General features: G+C 42.3%; 18 protein-coding genes. 6 read left to right on the top strand and 12 right to left on the bottom strand.

All coding sequences use genetic code 11. The features are described from left to right. The coding region (locus SB752_RS21855; RefSeq protein ID WP_410717657.1) for a hypothetical protein at positions 1-249 on the top strand (249 nt) is incomplete at its 5' end. A gap of 250 nt (positions 250-499) precedes the next feature. Here the strand turns inward: SB752_RS21855 and SB752_RS21860 are convergent. The 3 genes from SB752_RS21860 to SB752_RS21870 all read right to left on the bottom strand — a co-directional run bounded on the left by SB752_RS21860 (position 500) and on the right by SB752_RS21870 (position 1,638). Continuing rightward, a complete protein-coding gene (locus tag SB752_RS21860) occupies positions 500-709 on the bottom strand; it encodes a hypothetical protein (RefSeq protein WP_410717658.1) in 210 nt (69 codons plus the stop codon). Further along, positions 706-909, bottom strand: a complete 204-nt coding sequence (locus SB752_RS21865) for a helix-turn-helix transcriptional regulator (protein WP_410717659.1) — start codon at positions 907-909, stop codon at positions 706-708. Before SB752_RS21865 ends, SB752_RS21860 begins: the two co-directional genes overlap by 4 nt. 540 nt (positions 910-1,449) lie before the next feature. Next, the gene (locus SB752_RS21870) at positions 1,450-1,638 is read right to left on the bottom strand and encodes a hypothetical protein (protein WP_410717660.1); all 189 of its coding nucleotides are present in this window, start codon (positions 1,636-1,638) and stop codon (positions 1,450-1,452) included. 278 nt (positions 1,639-1,916) lie between these two features. Here SB752_RS21870 and SB752_RS21875 point away from each other — a divergent pair, with 278 nt between their 5' ends. The 4 genes from SB752_RS21875 to SB752_RS21890 all read left to right on the top strand — a co-directional run bounded on the left by SB752_RS21875 (position 1,917) and on the right by SB752_RS21890 (position 6,654). Continuing rightward, complete coding sequence (locus tag SB752_RS21875) at positions 1,917-3,701, top strand: competence protein CoiA family protein (RefSeq protein WP_410717661.1); 1,785 nt, start codon at positions 1,917-1,919, stop codon at positions 3,699-3,701. Positions 3,702-3,720: 19 nt separating this feature from the next. Continuing rightward, complete coding sequence (locus tag SB752_RS21880; protein ID WP_410717662.1) at positions 3,721-4,734, top strand: DUF4238 domain-containing protein; 1,014 nt, start codon at positions 3,721-3,723, stop codon at positions 4,732-4,734. 74 nt (positions 4,735-4,808) lie between these two features. Beyond that, a complete protein-coding gene (locus SB752_RS21885; protein ID WP_410717663.1) occupies positions 4,809-5,234 on the top strand; it encodes a hypothetical protein in 426 nt (141 codons plus the stop codon). Between the two features lie 196 nt (positions 5,235-5,430). Then, a complete protein-coding gene (locus SB752_RS21890) occupies positions 5,431-6,654 on the top strand; it encodes an RNA-guided endonuclease TnpB family protein (RefSeq protein WP_410717776.1) in 1,224 nt (407 codons plus the stop codon). A 1,936-nt stretch (positions 6,655-8,590) separates the two neighbouring features. On the opposite strand, the gene SB752_RS21895 is transcribed toward SB752_RS21890, so the two are convergent. The 9 genes from SB752_RS21895 to SB752_RS21935 form a co-directional block, all read right to left on the bottom strand. Then, positions 8,591-9,277 carry a DUF4241 domain-containing protein gene (locus SB752_RS21895; protein WP_410717664.1) on the bottom strand — a complete coding sequence of 229 codons (687 nt, stop codon included), beginning with the start codon at positions 9,275-9,277 and terminating at the stop codon, positions 8,591-8,593. 71 nt (positions 9,278-9,348) lie between these two features. Further along, positions 9,349-10,056: a purine-nucleoside phosphorylase gene (gene deoD, locus SB752_RS21900; protein ID WP_410717665.1), complete on the bottom strand. Its 708-nt coding sequence runs from the start codon at positions 10,054-10,056 to the stop codon at positions 9,349-9,351. Between the two features lie 131 nt (positions 10,057-10,187). After that, positions 10,188-10,973, bottom strand: coding sequence for a glycosyltransferase family 2 protein (locus tag SB752_RS21905; protein ID WP_410717666.1), 786 nt, complete (start codon positions 10,971-10,973; stop codon positions 10,188-10,190). Beyond that, on the bottom strand, positions 10,897-11,784 hold the full coding sequence (locus SB752_RS21910) for a glycosyltransferase (RefSeq protein ID WP_410717667.1): 888 nt from the start codon (positions 11,782-11,784) through the stop codon (positions 10,897-10,899). Before SB752_RS21910 ends, SB752_RS21905 begins: the two co-directional genes overlap by 77 nt. Before the next feature lie 161 nt (positions 11,785-11,945). After that, complete coding sequence (locus SB752_RS21915; protein ID WP_410717668.1) at positions 11,946-13,163, bottom strand: D-alanyl-D-alanine carboxypeptidase family protein; 1,218 nt, start codon at positions 13,161-13,163, stop codon at positions 11,946-11,948. 72 nt (positions 13,164-13,235) lie between these two features. Further along, a complete protein-coding gene (locus SB752_RS21920) occupies positions 13,236-14,051 on the bottom strand; it encodes a GTP pyrophosphokinase (protein WP_410717669.1) in 816 nt (271 codons plus the stop codon). A 16-nt stretch (positions 14,052-14,067) separates the two neighbouring features. Further along, positions 14,068-14,943, bottom strand: coding sequence for a M23 family metallopeptidase (locus tag SB752_RS21925; RefSeq protein ID WP_410717670.1), 876 nt, complete (start codon positions 14,941-14,943; stop codon positions 14,068-14,070). Between the two features lie 99 nt (positions 14,944-15,042). Beyond that, positions 15,043-15,300 carry a hypothetical protein gene (locus SB752_RS21930; protein WP_410717671.1) on the bottom strand — a complete coding sequence of 86 codons (258 nt, stop codon included), beginning with the start codon at positions 15,298-15,300 and terminating at the stop codon, positions 15,043-15,045. Between the two features lie 191 nt (positions 15,301-15,491). Next, on the bottom strand, positions 15,492-15,692 hold the full coding sequence (locus tag SB752_RS21935; RefSeq protein WP_410717672.1) for an alpha/beta-type small acid-soluble spore protein: 201 nt from the start codon (positions 15,690-15,692) through the stop codon (positions 15,492-15,494). A 247-nt stretch (positions 15,693-15,939) separates the two neighbouring features. Between SB752_RS21935 and SB752_RS21940 the strand changes: the two genes are divergently transcribed. After that, complete coding sequence (locus tag SB752_RS21940) at positions 15,940-16,818, top strand: 5'-3' exonuclease (protein WP_410717673.1); 879 nt, start codon at positions 15,940-15,942, stop codon at positions 16,816-16,818. Positions 16,819-16,890 lie beyond the last annotated feature (72 nt).

Here is a 16,890-nt window from a genome sequence, read left to right on the forward strand (position 1 = left end):
AAGAGTAGGGGGTTGTTAGTTAGCTGGCAAGGCTTTTTTCATTTTCGGAAATGGTCTGCACTTTTCGGTTGCCAAAGAGTGTACTTTTATTTTGCCAAACACATACAAAGTAACTTTATCCACCAAAAGGGGAATCAATACATCAATACTATAATAAAAGGTCAACCCCAAACTTTATTTGCTATGAAGCGAATCAATGCTGGGCCGGACATATCCAGCAAGGACCTGGTTCGGGTGATGGAAAGATAGAAGCGTATACTTAACTCCCATCCAAAAAGGGGTGAACTGTGACCCGCAAGATGGACACTTGAAAAAAGTGACCGTCTTGCGGGTTTTTGTGTTTTAATCTTCTCCGGTCTTCTTAGTGACCTGGTATTTGAAAATTAGTTTTAGACTATACGTCAGAATGAAGCTATCCACGGATCTAAACTGAATAATTAAGTTGAACACTGCCTCATTGAACTATCGAACCCTTTAGTTCAAAAACAACCTGTGTTCATCATATCGTTTTTCTTTTAAAGTACACTCTTGTCCATAAAAAGATTGCATTACCTATCAACAAAATACTAAATTCCCATCCAGTTTTACCCTTAGAGAAGAAATTAATTAATGACCAAGTCAACAATGCTAAATTGAAAAATATATAAGCATTTTTGGCAGACTTATCATTTTGGTGTTGCTCCATTTCATCAGCCTTACGCAACTTCATTTTGAGTCCTCCTCGTAAGTAAATAATTCATCAATGGTCGTTCCCAGATGGATTGATAATCTAAATGCCAATGATAATGTGGGGTCATATTTATCATTTTCGATAGCATTTATGGTTTGTCTTGTAACCCCACACATATTAGCAAGATCCTCTTGAGATATATTAATCTTTTTTCTAATTTCTCTTATATTATTCTTCAATGAGTAACCACCATATCTAAAATGTAAAAAACTTTTTACATTTGTTACTTTAACCTCCGTCATGATAAATGTCAAATTGTTTTTACATTATAACCATAACCTCACTGCAATCCTTCCGAGACGGTCTACTTTATTTAAACTTCCAGTTAGCTTAACGCGCTGCCAGTCTACAACTTTATTATTCGAATTTTACTTATGAAACAATACAATACGACATCGAGTCTAAAACTATTTATAAATACCTTGGCGATTAAAATGACCGGGATTCCTTGATAGATAAGGAGTGCCGGTCTAATACTTTATTATCACTGAACACTACCCCTAAAAACCGTGTCATATCAACAATTCCAGTCTACGACTTTATTATCATCGGACACATGGAACCAGGCAGTCATAATCCAAGTTGCAGAGTTTACAAAACGAACCCCCGCTTCTGGTTAGTAGCGGGGGTCTTTTACGACCAACAAGTCGGTGAGTGCTTCTGTGTGACCTTATGGCCATTTAACTGACGATTCCTAGGCATTAGACGGCCGCTTGCTATTACTTCGAATATCCGATGAGGACCGCTGTGTTTTCGTGCACAGAGAAGCGGGCTTCTTTATTGCTATGTATATCAATAACCCGAAGTGGTCCGGAGAGTCCTGATAAAATAGCTGCATTCACAAACGAATCGGCAGTAATGGTTTTGGTGTTACCAAAGCGATCGGTTACGGCAAACTGAGTATTCAAATTTTCTCCTCCCGGAGTCTATATATTTTAAGGACCGGACGGAAGTTCTAAGTCCTTTGCAGTCTTGGTTCTTATGTGGTACTTGACTTAAAGATAATACTTAACATGACGGGTGTCTATTCACGTCACATTGTCGCCAAAGCAACGAGGAATCAATCGCTGCCCCAGAAATTGCTTATCAGACATTTGCAAATGATGACAGTTTGTCTTCCGAATATTGTAAAATGTAATAGAGAATACGAATACAAGTATGCAAGTGCTATTGGGGGAAGTAAGCGTTGGAATGGGCGTATTTAACTGGTACTAAGGTTGAATTAGAAGTAGAGGCGCAACATCTTGTTAATCAAGGGTACGACAGAAAAGCAGCTAAGCGTGACTTGGTAGCTAAGTATCGCGGTATTTCACAGAAGGACGGCTTCACATGCCCTACGTGTCATCAAAAAGTACATATTGTCATGGATGACCCTATATATTTCCGCCATTACTCTGAAGAACTGTCTCAGTGTGTTTCGAAGGAAAACCGGGAGACATATGAAAGACAGAGCAAAGCAGAAGATCAGAAAATTCATAGAGTGGGAAAGCAGCTTATTTATACGATTTTAGAAGGCCAAGCAAGGATCCATGGAATTACTGTGAGAGAGGGATATTTCTATAACAAACGATTGTCCATCGTTCCTGATTTTGTTCTTGAATTTCCTGGTTCAGAAAAGACCTGGGCGATTGATTACCTAACTGGTTTAAAAACGAGTAACCTCTACCTTGATGACATCATTCGTCGGAAAGCGATTTATCAGTCATACGGAATCGAACCCTTTTTCTTTCTCGATATTAAATGGTTAACTGTACATCCGGAAGAACAACTATTGGGTCTTATTATACCGGCCGAGCAGGAAATGTCTTCAGTGTCTCCTTGCGATAGGGAATGGTCAGACTGGCTGAATGAAAAGGAAGCCATGATTGGCCAATTGCATTATAACGAAACACATGTATTGCGTTCACTTCGACCATATTCGGTTAATCATGTCGTCTACCTTGATCCACATGAAAGGCATGCTTATATACTTCGATATTTGAAAACCAGTACCCAATGGAATCTCTTAATGACATATCCATTTGCAATTCCTTTGGAGAGCGCTTTGACACTTGAACGTGATCACTTATCTTTTAAGGACTCATTGGGTGTAGAGTCGGAGCGTAAAGAATGGTTTATTGAGTTGCTCAAGGAGATACACGATATTGTCAGAGCGGAAAAAGAGCGACAGAGAGCTGAAGCTCACAGACTAGCAGAGAAGGAAAGAAACCGGATCTTGTGGCTTGAGGAAGAAAATGAAAAGATAAAACGAGAAGCTATGCAAAGGAGAGCAAGTAGTAATTCTAATGATGGTGTGTCCAGCTACGATGATTGGTTGATAAAAACAAAACAGATTGTGCTTAAACAAAAAAACAAGCAACAAATCAAACAAATCACGGAGCTTCTTCACTTTTATGAGGTTATTGGTATCTCACATCATGGAGACTACAACCAGGCGCTCAAATTAATCGAAATGATTGATTGGAACGGCTATATAGACCTTCAGAGTCATAATGTACTCGTCAATGCCCTTCAGAGACTGTCAGACTTTGCTATCCCTTTCATCAATGAGTTTCGATCTGCAGGGAATGAAGTTCCGTGGCAGCTAACCAAACCAATAAACTTGGTCATGGAAAAGCAGCCAGCAAGTAAGACAAAACTTGAGGAGTCCAGGAACAATCAAGAGCAGCTCGTAATGCCATCTCTTGATAAAAAGCAGAAAGAAAAAGTTAAGAGGGTTTTTCTCAGTAGGATTGATGGTGAATCTTACTTAAATAGTGGCGCAGTGGAGTGGGAAGGTATTCAGGTAGCGTTATGGAGGGTCGTAGTCTTCAAGCATTACAAAAAAATTGCAGCTGGTAAAATGAACTTAGCGGGTCTCATAAAAGAATTTGAGGAAAGTGGAATAACGTTTAATCAGCAAACTAGCCTGGTGCAGTACCCTATACATAAAATGATTGAAGCAATTGAGAAAGCTGTAGGAAATAAATAAATGGTTGGAGTGTGGATCCGTGGGTGCAAAGTACCATCATTTAATACCCCAGACGTATCTTAAAAGTTGGTGTTATTCTGGTAACAGCCTTTATATGAATTCGAAACATGACATGAAGACGTCCGAGCCAAGAAATACTGCGAGTATATTTGGGGAAGACCATTATCATTCAATAAAAGTTGGAATGCCAATTTGTACAGAAGATGACCTTACTAAGATTTTTTCACCTTTGGATGGTATTAGGGTGGAATGCGAGGGAAAAACACTTACCACATTAAGAGACTACAATAAGTTTTTCACTGATTTTGACGACTGGAATCTATTTTACCCGAATGGTCCCAAAGTTCCCAAAGGAGCTAGGAATAAAATTAAGCATGAAATATCAAATTGTAAAATTCTTGATATTGAAGAAGCCTGGAGTTCCAAGTATGAGAACGGATGGAATACATTATTGAACAAGATTAAACAAGAGGTTTTACAAGGAAAAGACATGAAGATTGCCAAGTTTTATAAAGAAGAATTAATGAAATTCGTCGTTTCGTTAAATTGGAGAAGCTATACAAGTAATGAAATCCTAACAGAAGAATTGCATTCACTAAATAATATCGTCGATATGAAAGGGATTGAAATTCCTGTTGAGGAAAGGGATAGACATAAAAGTGTTACCGTTTTTGATGATTTAATGCATAACTATTTATTAAAGAAGTTCAGAGAGTTCTTAAATGAAAAAGGAGTTATGTACAGCCATGCATTACGGTGCATAAGGGAATTAACTATTAGATTTTATTTCGCCGGAGGGAAAGTTCGATTCCTTACAAGTGATAATCCGAGTTTTCAGTATTTTGACAAAAATGGCTTTAGACATCACATTATGCCTGTTTGCCCTGAAATACTAATTAGTTTTGAAAAAAATAATCCCATTACAGATAATTACTATGTGGAAATTATTGATGATGAAACCGTTCATCAGTACAATTCGCTAATAGTAAGTAATTCTGATCAATTTGTTATAAGTATAGAGTCCGGAATATGAAATTATCTGTAAAAACCCCAGCACTAATGAATGTATTATGATTATCTGACTAACTAGGTAAGGAGGGATGATGAGTGGAAAAGAAAAGAAAATGCGTACGGTATGCAAGCTTCCCTGACACAACTAATGGGTGTATTGGCTTTTATCAGTTTAAAGAAACTGGAGAAGCTATAATTCCTCGGATTAGCGTTGTAAAAGAAAAGGAGCGGGGGAGATCATTTGTTCAAGTAAATACACCCGAAAAAATGAATGAAATTGCTAAGCAGGTTGGAGCGAAAACAAGAGAGCAGTTTCAAGATGAATTGGCTGGACGGCCTTGGTTAGATTCTTATTCTGAGTATTTATCTGGCAAGATAGGTGAGTACTTGGAACGATACGAAGAAAGAGGAATCGGATTGCTAGTGCACGTCAATGATGGTAAGAATATTGATGAATGGTTGGAACTTTGGTGTCCACCAGGTGAGTTCGTGCGTTGGGAAAACAAGAGGTATAGAAAATGAGGAAATTATAGCAGAAACGAAGCCAAACAATGAACGCCCTGATATAGGGCGTTTTCTCTATATAATGGGGAATTTTCGTTATCTGCATGGTACGTTTGTAACACTCGTGAGCGAAATGAGAGTTATGCATAAATCCATTCATGGAAAGATATGCTAATTCCATCCGAATCATAGGAAGGTGGTGTATGAACAGGTGATGCGATACCAGATCATTAAGCCACTTGATGATGACTGGGAAGTTCTTGGGCAAGTATTACGTACAGTCCAACGCGAGACTCATACGCTGCTGAACAAAACCGTGCAGTTGGCATGGGAGTGGCAAGGTTTCTCTTCTGGATACAAAGAAAAATATGGACTGTATCCTATACAGCAAGAGGTACTCCCAAAGAAAAAAGGCGGTAATGTCGGGTCCATTAGGCATTACGCCTACGATCTCCTAAAAGACGTGTACACGGTTAGTGACAGACGAAACCTCAATCAGTCAATTAAGCGTGCTACCGATAAGTGGAATTCTGATGTGCTCGATATCCGCAAGGGTGAGAAGTCGATCCCCTCATTCAAAAAGGATTGCCCGATTGACGTAGTATCACAAGCGTATTCGCTTCATAAGGAATCGGAATGCTTAGTCATGCGAACAGGGCTCATGAGCACAGAGTACAAAAAGGAGTTAGGGCGTAGTTTCGGATCGTTTGACCTACTCATTGCCGGGGAGTATAAAGCCGGTGTCTCACAGATCTTATCTCACAAGAAAAAATGGTTCGTGAATCTTACATACTCGTTTGAGCAAGTAGATTCTGTTCTCAATCCGGATCGTATCATGGGAGTTGATCTGGGTATCGTGTATCCCGTTTACCTAGCGTTTAATGACCTATTTGAGCGTTATAAGATTGATGGCGGTGAGATCGAGAATTTCCGTAAGCAAGTTGAGCGCAGGCGCCAGCAGCAGAACTGGCAAGGAAAATACTGTGGAGATGGACGAATAGGTCATGGCGTTCATACGAGAATAAAGCCGACAGAAGTCACCGAAGAGAAGATTGCTAACTTCCGGGACTCCTGCAATCATAAGTACTCACGTTTTGTGGTGGAAATCGCACTTAAACATGGATGCGGTACCATTCAGATGGAGGACTTGTCGGGATATAGTGAAGTAAAGGATGATGCATTCCTCAAAAACTGGGCGTACTATGATCTCAAACAAAAAATTGAGTACAAGGCGAAAGATGCTGGTATTAAGGTAGTGAAAGTGAATCCGAGATTTACCAGTCAACGTTGCTCGAAGTGTGGTCATATTGCTAAAGAAAACAGGCAAGAGAGGGCGTTTCTCTGTCAGGCATGTGGATTCCAGGCGCATGCGGATTATAACGCTGCAAGGAATATCGCAACAAAAGATATCGAGGATGTCATCAAACAGGTTCTTTGAAATTTTAAAAACTAATGGGGCGATCCAGCGTCCTTAAATCGAGAGGGTGGGTGCGAGGATTACATATTATGCGCCAAGACACTCGATAAGGTGAAAAGCCACTCCATGCAGTGCGTGGGAACAGTCTCAAGCTTATGATTTCGAGCGGCCCTGATGTTTTTCGTTTCAGGGTGCTCGCATAAAAACTGCCAAAACAGGTGGTGCGAAGCCATACCAGTACTAGCGCTCGGAACAGTCATACAAGCTTGATTCAGTTTGGAGTATGGTTTTTTTACCCGGTACGAAGTAGCGCTATCGGCTTGGAACAGCGATTCAAGCATGTTATTGTTTGGATCTATAAGAAATGTTCTTATATACCGCGCGCTCATGCCTCGAAACAGTCAAACGAGTAAGTTTCTATTTGGAGGAAGCGATCCAGCGTCAAAAAACCATTGTAGGAAATATCGTTTTCCTACATGGGTTTGTTTTTATAATCCTTAATGACTACCAACATATTATCAGCACTTCGGGGAGTATAACCAGGGAGGGGTAAGTACCACTTAAGATAAGACTCTTAAATTTTACGGGATAACCGGCACCGTTGTGGGAGAGGTAAAACAGGGTAATGACCGCGTAAGCATCGAACTGCATGACAAACTGAAGGCGTTGAATGTTTATAAGCAGATAATTGGGCGTAGAACATTCAGTCTAGACAGTAAGTATATCTAAAAGTTAAGTAAGTAATGCCAGATGGATGATCCAATAACGTTAAAGAAAAAGATTCAATTTTATGATGTTATGTAAACTTTAAATATTATAATCGTTTTCAGTTCATAAAAGAGCCATTTCATGAACTGAAATGAAAACGTAACAAAACTGACTAAACTCATCTTCTCCCGATTAATTAATAAGTGGAAGAATGGATTCGCAAAAATACGTGTATACAATTGTTAGCCTGTGAATGTATCGATGAGCATTTCAATATTTAAATTTACAGATGAGCTCACTTCAAACGAGTTAGTATTTTGTTGTCGTTGAAACCGACACAAAAGTACTTACCATTCTGCCGAAACCTTAAAATCTAAGCTCCCAATACACCTTCAATCAGGTAAGTACTTTATTGACGTAAGATACGACACAAAAATACTTACTATTACTGCCGTGTTTATGAATAGTAAGCATTTTAGTGTCGTTAATGATTATAGTAAGTACTTTGTTGTCGGTATCGTTAGTAGATTGGTGTCGTCAGACAACATTACACGTATTTACTTATCCCATCTAATTGTTGCTCTTTTTATAAGTTTACATAATATATATTATCGGACTCAAAGCAAAATAGGAAATGATAAGAAGAGTAGCCATCTCTTAGCTGCATTACCTCAAAAATACTAATAATCATATGCAGTGTTCTTTACCGCCGGCATGTGCATCCATAAACACATCGATCATCTTTCTCCTAAAGTTACGCATTCGCTGCTTAAACATGTGGTCAACATCAGCCACAAGTGCTCATCAAAATACTCAAAAGACATAAACTCAGAGGTCTTTTCATATTGATGCCAGTTCTGAACACCGTAATCACGACAAACCCAGACTTCAAAGAGCCAAATAACCGAAGCTTAAACCTAAATACAATTTAATTAAAAAAATTAAATATATTTAAAAAACACTATTTACAAATATTGTAATTTAACTTATATTATAATTAAGATAACTGTACTTAAAAATGACCGGAGGCTCCCCCCATGACAAAACTAAAAACAAAAGCTAAAACCCCCTCTTCCACACCAAAGAAAAGATCTTACGAAGAAACCTTGAACAACCTGGCTGTATACTTGGAGCGAACCAAGAAAAAATAAAAACGAAAAGAGTGCCAAAGGGCGGCACTCTGCTTCGTCGTGTAAGGAACTATTTAGATGCTCTGAGATAAAAACTCGCAGTTCTCTTCCCTTCTACCTCATTCTCCCTTGATTCTCATCCAATCGAACAGGTAAAAATCCGTTAACAAACAAACAATCTCTCCATTTGCATCATATCCAATATAGCTCGCATAGCTTCCATCTCCCCAACCGGTTGAAAACATCATGATGTTGTTTCCATCGCCGATATCTTTCGTCAGCCATGAACGTGTGTGCTTGTATGTATGGTCCATTTCTTTTGACAGTTGTTCTACATACGTGTCGTCTTTGTCCATCTTCTTTTCAAGAAGCTGACAGGCACTTTCATCCATAAAGGAGCCTGTTCCGGAATCGACTCCGTACCCAAAAAATTCGTTGGCAGCCAATTGCGAGACATCGGAGTTCTCCCAAATTGCCATCTTCCAGGCTGCAACCGGTTTATCTGCAAAAACAATTCTCGCAAAAGCTACGCGCTCATCTGGCTCCTGTACCTCCGCCTCAGAAGAAGCATCCGTTGGAGATACTTTTGCGATGGCCAATTGAACAGGAAACGAGCCTTTTGGAAACGACTCCTTAAACGACTCCGTTTCAAACATGACGAATGGATCGTTAGCGATAAGCTTTCCCGTCTTTACCTGCAGATTTCCAAGATCTTGGCGATAGAGACGATATTCATAGTTATCTTGCTCAAACGCCGTATCTTCCACGAACGCTGTTTCAAATAGTTTGGGATACGCAACACTCATGCAATGCTCCTCCTTAAATAGAAAACACCCCACTGACGCTTACTGCCAGCGGGATATCTGATTCCTTGTGTTTATTTGTTCAAAGCTGCTTCAAGTGCTACCTCGATCATTTCGTTGAATGTCGTTTGACGCTCTTCGGAGGATGTTTCTTCGCCCGTAAGAATGTGGTCACTAACCGTTAGAATCGACAAAGCATTGCGCTTGTATTTCGCAGCTAGTGTGTACAATGCGGAAGATTCCATTTCAACAGCCAATACTTGGTACGCAGCCAATTTTTTGTACAAATCGAAGTTCTCACGGTAGAAGCTGTCACTCGTAAAGATATTTCCAACTTTTACAGACATGTTACGCTCAGTAGCTACTTGGTAGGCTTTGTGCAAAAGATCGAAGTTTGCTGTAGAAGCAAAATCAATTTGGTTAAACAGCAGGTGGTTCACCTGTGAGTCTGACGAAGCGCTCATGGCAATGATGACGTCGCGAACTTTGATGTCCTCTTGAATTGCCCCACACGTTCCGACACGGATCAGGTTTTGCACACCATACGATTCCATCAGCTCGTTCACGTAAATGGAAATTGACGGCACGCCCATACCTGTACCTTGTACAGATACGCGTTTACCTTTGTATGTACCAGTAAAGCCCAGCATGCCACGTACATTGTTATAGCATTCTGCTCCCTCTAGGAATGTTTCTGCAATGTATTTGGCACGTAGCGGATCGCCCGGTAACAGGATCGTTTCAGCAATTTGGCCTTCCTTTGCCCCGATATGAATACTCATGTTTATTGCCCCTTTACTTTCAAAAAATTACCTACCAGAATATCGTACTACAAAAACCGAACATTGCAAAATGAAAGTTGCAAGAGCCGATGCACGCACACTGTGTCATCGGCACATTTTCATTTTTGTTTCTATGGAATCAGATGGTTATTTCGTTCGGCAATATAGTGTATGGCTTCCATATGGTCACCCAAGCAAGTGAGCTCCCGCCATGCTCGTTTTCCTTCTGGCCTTCCTTTTTCTCCACTTGTTGCCCCCTTGATGCGATGAGAGCGTTCAATACGAAGCCCTCTCTCAATGGCCATAGCATGCGCCAAAGGAGGAACGAGCAGATGCTGGAACCCGATCTGAGCAGCTGCCTGCCGAGTGATGGCAAAAGGCAAATCGCACATGGAAGACGTACCTAATTCGTCTCGGGAGAGCAAATTGTTTAAAAACGTTCTCGCCAGCATGATTGTCTCCATATTTTGTGCTTTATCCATAATCCTATTCCGGGACCGTTGTAAGGCGATGTCAACGCCTTTATAACACGCCATGGCAAAAGGCTGCAGTTCCTCGGCTTGAATAATGGTATCAGTATCGAGGAATAAGCATACATCGCCACTCGCTTCGCTGGCACCAATGGAGCGCCACACATCTTCTCCGAGTGCAAAAGGGTATATATAGATCTTGAGAGCGTACGTGGAATAAGACAAGATGAGATCAATGGAGCGATCATTGCTTCCATTAATTACCACGATGATTTCTTTCGGGCAAAGCTTTTCAATCTGCTTCAATATTTTTTTCAAAGTCTTCTCGGATTGGGCTACCCCAAGAATGACGCTTAACTTGCTTTGGTTTTCACTTTTTTCGGAGTTGTTTATGCGATCTCCTCCCTGCTTTCTTGGGGGACGAGCGCTTCGCTTTGCGTTTGGCACCCCGTCCATCCACCTCCCTTTCACTGGGTTCCTGATTGAAGACGGAGCGCAAGTGAAGCAATTCGGGGACCTGTAATAATACTCGAAATCGCTCTCCATCAGGCAAGCCAGCGCGCTGACCCTTATCTTGCATGAGGTAACAGATTGCTTCCGCGTGTTCCCGTAAAACAAGCTGCGTTTGCTTCTTCATAGCGCTATGCTTCCCTGCGTACCGTCTCCTAGTAGAAGGGGGCGTAACGGTTGTAACAGAAAGCCCCTGTTCTACTGCGCACGCAAGCGCAAGAGCAGGTGTACAAAGCATTTGATGGCCCATTTTTTTTAGTGCACTTTTGTTCAATGCATATGGAACAAAGCACAACGAGGCGGCTTCCAATTCTGTTTTCCCACTAATATGGTTAAGCAGTCGAGCAGCCAGTCGTTGTGCGGATTGTTTTCGTTTTGTCGGTAAGGATGAATAGGCTGTCAGGACGAGGTCCCAGCCTTTTCTTGAAGCGTCTATGATGTTGCTCAGCAGCGCAGGAGAGGCGCTATTTTTTTCCTCTAAAAAAAGTATCGTTTCTCCTTTTGCGTGCATGGCACCCAGCGATCTTGCTTCGTCATACGTAATGAGTGCATACGAATGAACCACCTTGGCCCCTAATGCATGTGCGTGGCGGGTCGCCCGGGATGTCAATCCAGGACAAACGACAATTACCTCGAGGGTAAGCTCCGTTTTTTTTACTGATTGAATGGTCCTTTGAATCGTCGAGGATTCGTCACTAGAGGGGATGATGACAGACACTTCCGGAAGAACATTGTCTAGGCTGTCCATCTCATCCCTCCCTCTCAAGAGAATTCGTTATACTCTTACTTTACGCTGTCAAACGACAATCGGACACGGCACCTATACCCATCTGATGACTCTGGCAATAGCAACAAAAAAAGGACGAGGAAAAGTCCTTCGTCCCTTGAGTTTGAGTAAGTCGCGTACAATCAGTATGCGCGCCGCTGTAATGAGCGCTGTCTCATGCGTCTTTGTCTTCTTGTTTTCCTAAAGGTATACGCTATTAAAAAGAGGTTCATTCCCAACCAGACAAACATAAGACTATAACGAGCAAAAGGATATTCTTGTTCGTTTGTCGGAGCTTCTGCTGCTTGCTGACGTGCAGCCGGTGGTGAATTACGATGTAACGGATACAACGCAGAGAGTGAACCCGCTTGGACCGAAAGCTGCCCATCGTTGGTTAATTGAACTAATGGTTCACTGCCAATCGGAACGGTTGCATACAGGTCATCTGTTGCCGTATACGTAACAACAGAATCACTTCCTGGAACAGCTGACTCCGTGTAAGCCGCACCACGTGTCGCGATCTGTCTCGTTTCAAACCCTGCAAAACCATAGTCGAGCATCTTCGTTACATCTTTATAAGCATAAGGACTCGATGCGGCTTTCATTGTAACCGCAATCAATTCCGTGTTTCCTCTTTTAGCAGATCCAACTAGCGTGTGCATGGCTTGATCCGTAAAACCATTTTTAATACCAGTCGCTCCTTCATAATCACGCAATAGCTTGTTGTGATTAATCAGCTCCGATTTCCACTCCTTCCCGTCCCAAGGAAGTCGATTCGTACCGACGATCTCACGGAAGATCGGGTTTTTCATGGCATACTGAGCGATTTTGGACATGTCAGAAGCTGTTGTGTAATGATCCGGATCGTGGAGACCATGAGCATTTGCAAAATGAGTCTCCGTGACACCGACCTTTTCTTGAAGGTAAGCATTCAGTTCCTCGGCAAATGTCTCCGTCGTCTGGCTCATATGCTCAGCAATCGCTGTAGCAGCATCGTTGCCAGAATGCATCAATAGACCATACTCCAGCTTTCGCAGAATCACTTGTTCCCCTTCACCCAGGTATACCCGAGTTCCCTCTTCATAGCGTGCTTTTTTGGATACCGTGACAATATCATCAGGGTTTCCTTTCTCAATGGCATAAATCCCGGTTGCGATCTTGGTAATACTGGCAGGGTACAACTTTTCATGGGGATTCTTTTCAAACAGGACTTGTCCGGTTGTAGCATCAATCAAAATAGCTGATTCTCCAAATATGGCTTCCGGCGAGAGTGTTTGCCCCTCTTCAGCAAAAGCCATAGGCAGGTCACAGCTCCAGAGAAGCGTGGCCACAACGAGAAGGTTCGTTAGAAAAAAACGCATGGTAGTCAATATCCTTTCCTTGCTTGTCGCTATTTTACAGATGGCTTTTGTTTCGTATGAAGTTATCTTTCCCTACTTAAGGCGCTTACCTAACAGGTCATAAATCATTTTAAACTTGGGATTATCGGCAAACGCTTCTTCAAAACCACTTACATGCTCTCGATACAGTGCTGCTGCTAATTCCAAATCCTGCTTGACGTACAAGGAAAAGATTTCTTCCAGCTTTTCCTCGAGTGTCGAGTCCACCTCAGCAGGCGTTAGAATCTCCTGTCGCAAATTGTTCATCAACACATCCAGCTGATGAGTGATCACGGAAGCTTCATGCAACTGCTGCAGGACATCAGCCGGGATATTCCCATCGTACTTGTAACGCAGCTCATGCTCGTTAGTTGCCCAAAAATTCATCCCAAGCGTACGAATTTGAATCTCACAATACAACGTCTTCTTTTCGCTTCCATGATAAACGGTATAGGAAACGATCATATGGATGCTACGATACCCAGACTCTTTTGGTGTAGCAATATAGTCCTTGATATCGTGAATCGTTATATCTTCCCGCTCCTGCAGAAGCTGTTGCACTTCTCGCACATCGTCTACATAGCGGCAAACGACACGCAGACCTGCGATATCTTGTACTTCTTTAGCTACCTCGTCCTGCCACTGTGCATTTTGAAAATCAATGCCTTTTTCCTTTGCTTTCTTCAAGAGACTATCTACTTTTTTTACCCGACCTACGACAAATTCAATCGGTGAATAGCGACCGCTTTTGAGAAAGCCGTATTTGATCCCTTTTAATTTCAACTTTAATTCTTCTACTGCCTGTTCATAAGGTGCCAAGAAATGAACCATGTTGTTCAAAACCTTGCTCGGCACGTGTGTAGCTCTCATTGCAGAACACCTCTCTTTACTTCCAGAGGAAAGGTGATTCTTCAAAAAACGGCAGCGGATTCACGTACGTATTCCCGATCAGCATACCGTAATGAAGATGAGGACCTGTGGAGAAACCTGTGGTGCCCATTTGCCCGATCACCTGTCCCTGCATTACCTCTTGCCCGGTTTTAACCTCGAGCTTGGACATATGAGCATAGATTGAAAAGACGTTTAAGCCATGATCAATGATAATGGTGTTTCCAGTTAAGTACAGCGAGTCCGCCAAAACAACTTTACCGTGATTGCTAGCCCAGATTGGCGTACCCGTTTTGTTTGCGATATCGATTGCTGCGTGTCGATTGGCAGGTACTCCGTTTACGACTCGCTGATAACCAAAGGGAGTCGTAAGCTTTCCGATAGCAGGCTGCTTGAAAGGTCCGTCAAAGTATGCAGCTTTGGCAGAAGTAGATCTGGCTGCATTGATCTTTTTTTGATCTGCGTTAATCCGAGCTGTGTCTTGACGCATTTGATTCATTTTTTGACTGACTGTTATGGAATCGACTTCAAATTTTTTAGGTGAAATGGTTAGTGAAACGGACAGCTTTTTATCAGCAGATTGCACCTGATAAGATCCCGGCTTCGCATTAAATGGAATCGGGATAAAGCGGGCATACTCTCCTTGAGAAGGCTCTAGATGATAGGACTGCGAAAACAGCGTTACTGTCTGCGCTTCTTTACTGCGCACAAAAATAACATCGCCCGGATACGTACTGGCTGGCGACACGCTCAGCGATGGCTGTTGTTTTTCCAGTTGAACTTGAGCACCCTTTACCACCTGGCCGTACGTGCTTGTCCCCGAAACGAAAGTCAATGCAGCGACCAACATGAAACTGACCATCGAATGCAACATAGCACGCTCCCTCCCATTTTCCAGTATAACAAAAGACAACTCGAAATGAAAAAGAAAAAGAAGGCTATATAGGAAGCCTTCTTCGAACGAAACCTAGTTTTACAGTTTTTTAGTATATTCCGCCATCATATCCATGATGGATTGCACCCCGGTCAGCATTTCACTTGCCCGCTTCGTTTTTTGCGAGATGGTATCAAAGTCAAGCTTGCTTTTTTTCCGATCATTCCACTGCTTGAACATCTCTTCGGCCATTCCGGGATTTTTACGCACCGCCGTGACACGCATAGAATCTTCAGATACCCACGCCTCAAACTCAGGGTTATCTTTTAAGAGTCGTTTCACTTCTTTTCGTTTCATCCGCGAATTTGTCACTCCTTTCCGATGTACAAACAAAGATAGATTGCTGTTCGTTACACCATATGACTAGTCCGCGGATGTGCTTGTGTGTTTGCACTATAACAGGAAGAAAAGGGCTATAATAAAATAAACAGAAAGGCCCCATAGAAGGGACCTTTCCACATCCAGCTATTTACTTGTAGAGGCTTGGCTTAGCGGCCAGCCATTTGTTGCTCTGCAAAGCTTACCAGACGTTTCGTAATTTCGCCACCAACAGAACCGTTTTGACGGGAAGTAGTGTCTGGTCCGAGATTTACACCAAATTCAGAGGCAATCTCATACTTCAGCTGATCCAAAGCTTGGTTCGCTTGAGGAACTAACAGGTTGTTGCTACCAGAGTTGTTGTTAGCCATGATTGATTCCTCCCGACGCTTTTTTCTTCCTGGACGGCGATGAACCGTCAGCATCGCTGCTTCTCACTTTCGAGACCGGAAGTTGTTGTACAAGAGGTGTTTGATTACCTCTTGTGCTACTATCATCCCACCACATTCGTCAACCATGCATGCTAAGCAAAATGTAATATCTGTCAAAGTTACTTTGGAGCGTTATGCTATAATGATCCGTATAGCTTATAGCTTAGGTTGAGAGGAGTTAGCTTTTGTGAACGAATCAGGTAAGGTATTGCTCATTGACGGCATGAGCTTTTTATTTCGCGCGTTTTATGGATCTGCATGGGGGGGTGGATATCGCCAAACCTCTAGTGGTGTGTACACGAACGCAGTGTATGGCTTCACCAAAATGATGCTGGACTACGCTGAACTGGTACGCCCTACCCATCTCGTTGTTGGCTGGGATGTCGCTTCACGAGAGTCCTTGGTTCGCAGCCAATGGTACGATGGCTACAAATCGAACCGACAAGCAGCACCGGATGAGCTGATCCCGCAGTTTGATTTAGTAAAGGAAGTAACTCAGGCATTCTCGGTTCCAAATTTGGGGTGCCCTGGATTTGAAGGCGATGACGTTTTGGGAACAGTAAGTACACGCCTTGCATTGGACGGGCATCAAGTGATTATTGCCACAGGCGATTACGACAGTCTCCAGCTTATTTCCGAGAATGTGAGTGTAAAGATACTAAAAAATGGCGGTAAGCATGAACACTATGATCCTGCGAGTCTTTTGAACTTGCGCGGAATCACTCCTGAGCAGGTAGTAGATGTAAAAGCATTGATGGGCGACGCTTCTGATTGCATTCCAGGCTGTCCGGGGATCGGAGAGAAAACAGCGACAAAGCTCATCACCGAACACGGTAATTTGGACAACCTATACACGAATCTGGGTAGCTGCACACCGAAAATGCGGAGCAAATTGGAAGAGAATCGCGAGCAGGTATACCTCAGCCAAAGACTAGCAACGATCATTCGTGATGTCCCAGTAGATTTTTCCTACGAGGAAGCGGCTTGGCAATACGATCGTTCTACTGTTCATAGCAAGTTTGACGAGCTGGAATTCGGAAAAACGATGGCAAGCAGAGTCAGCTAGCCCCCTTCACTCGTCCAAGCAAAAAGTACCCATAAAAAAACCCTGACCTGCCATCTTACATAAGTCTTTGGC

Origin of the sequence: Brevibacillus sp. SIMBA_040, assembly GCF_046535075.1 — a bacterium.
Classification (GTDB): domain Bacteria; phylum Bacillota; class Bacilli; order Brevibacillales; family Brevibacillaceae; genus Brevibacillus.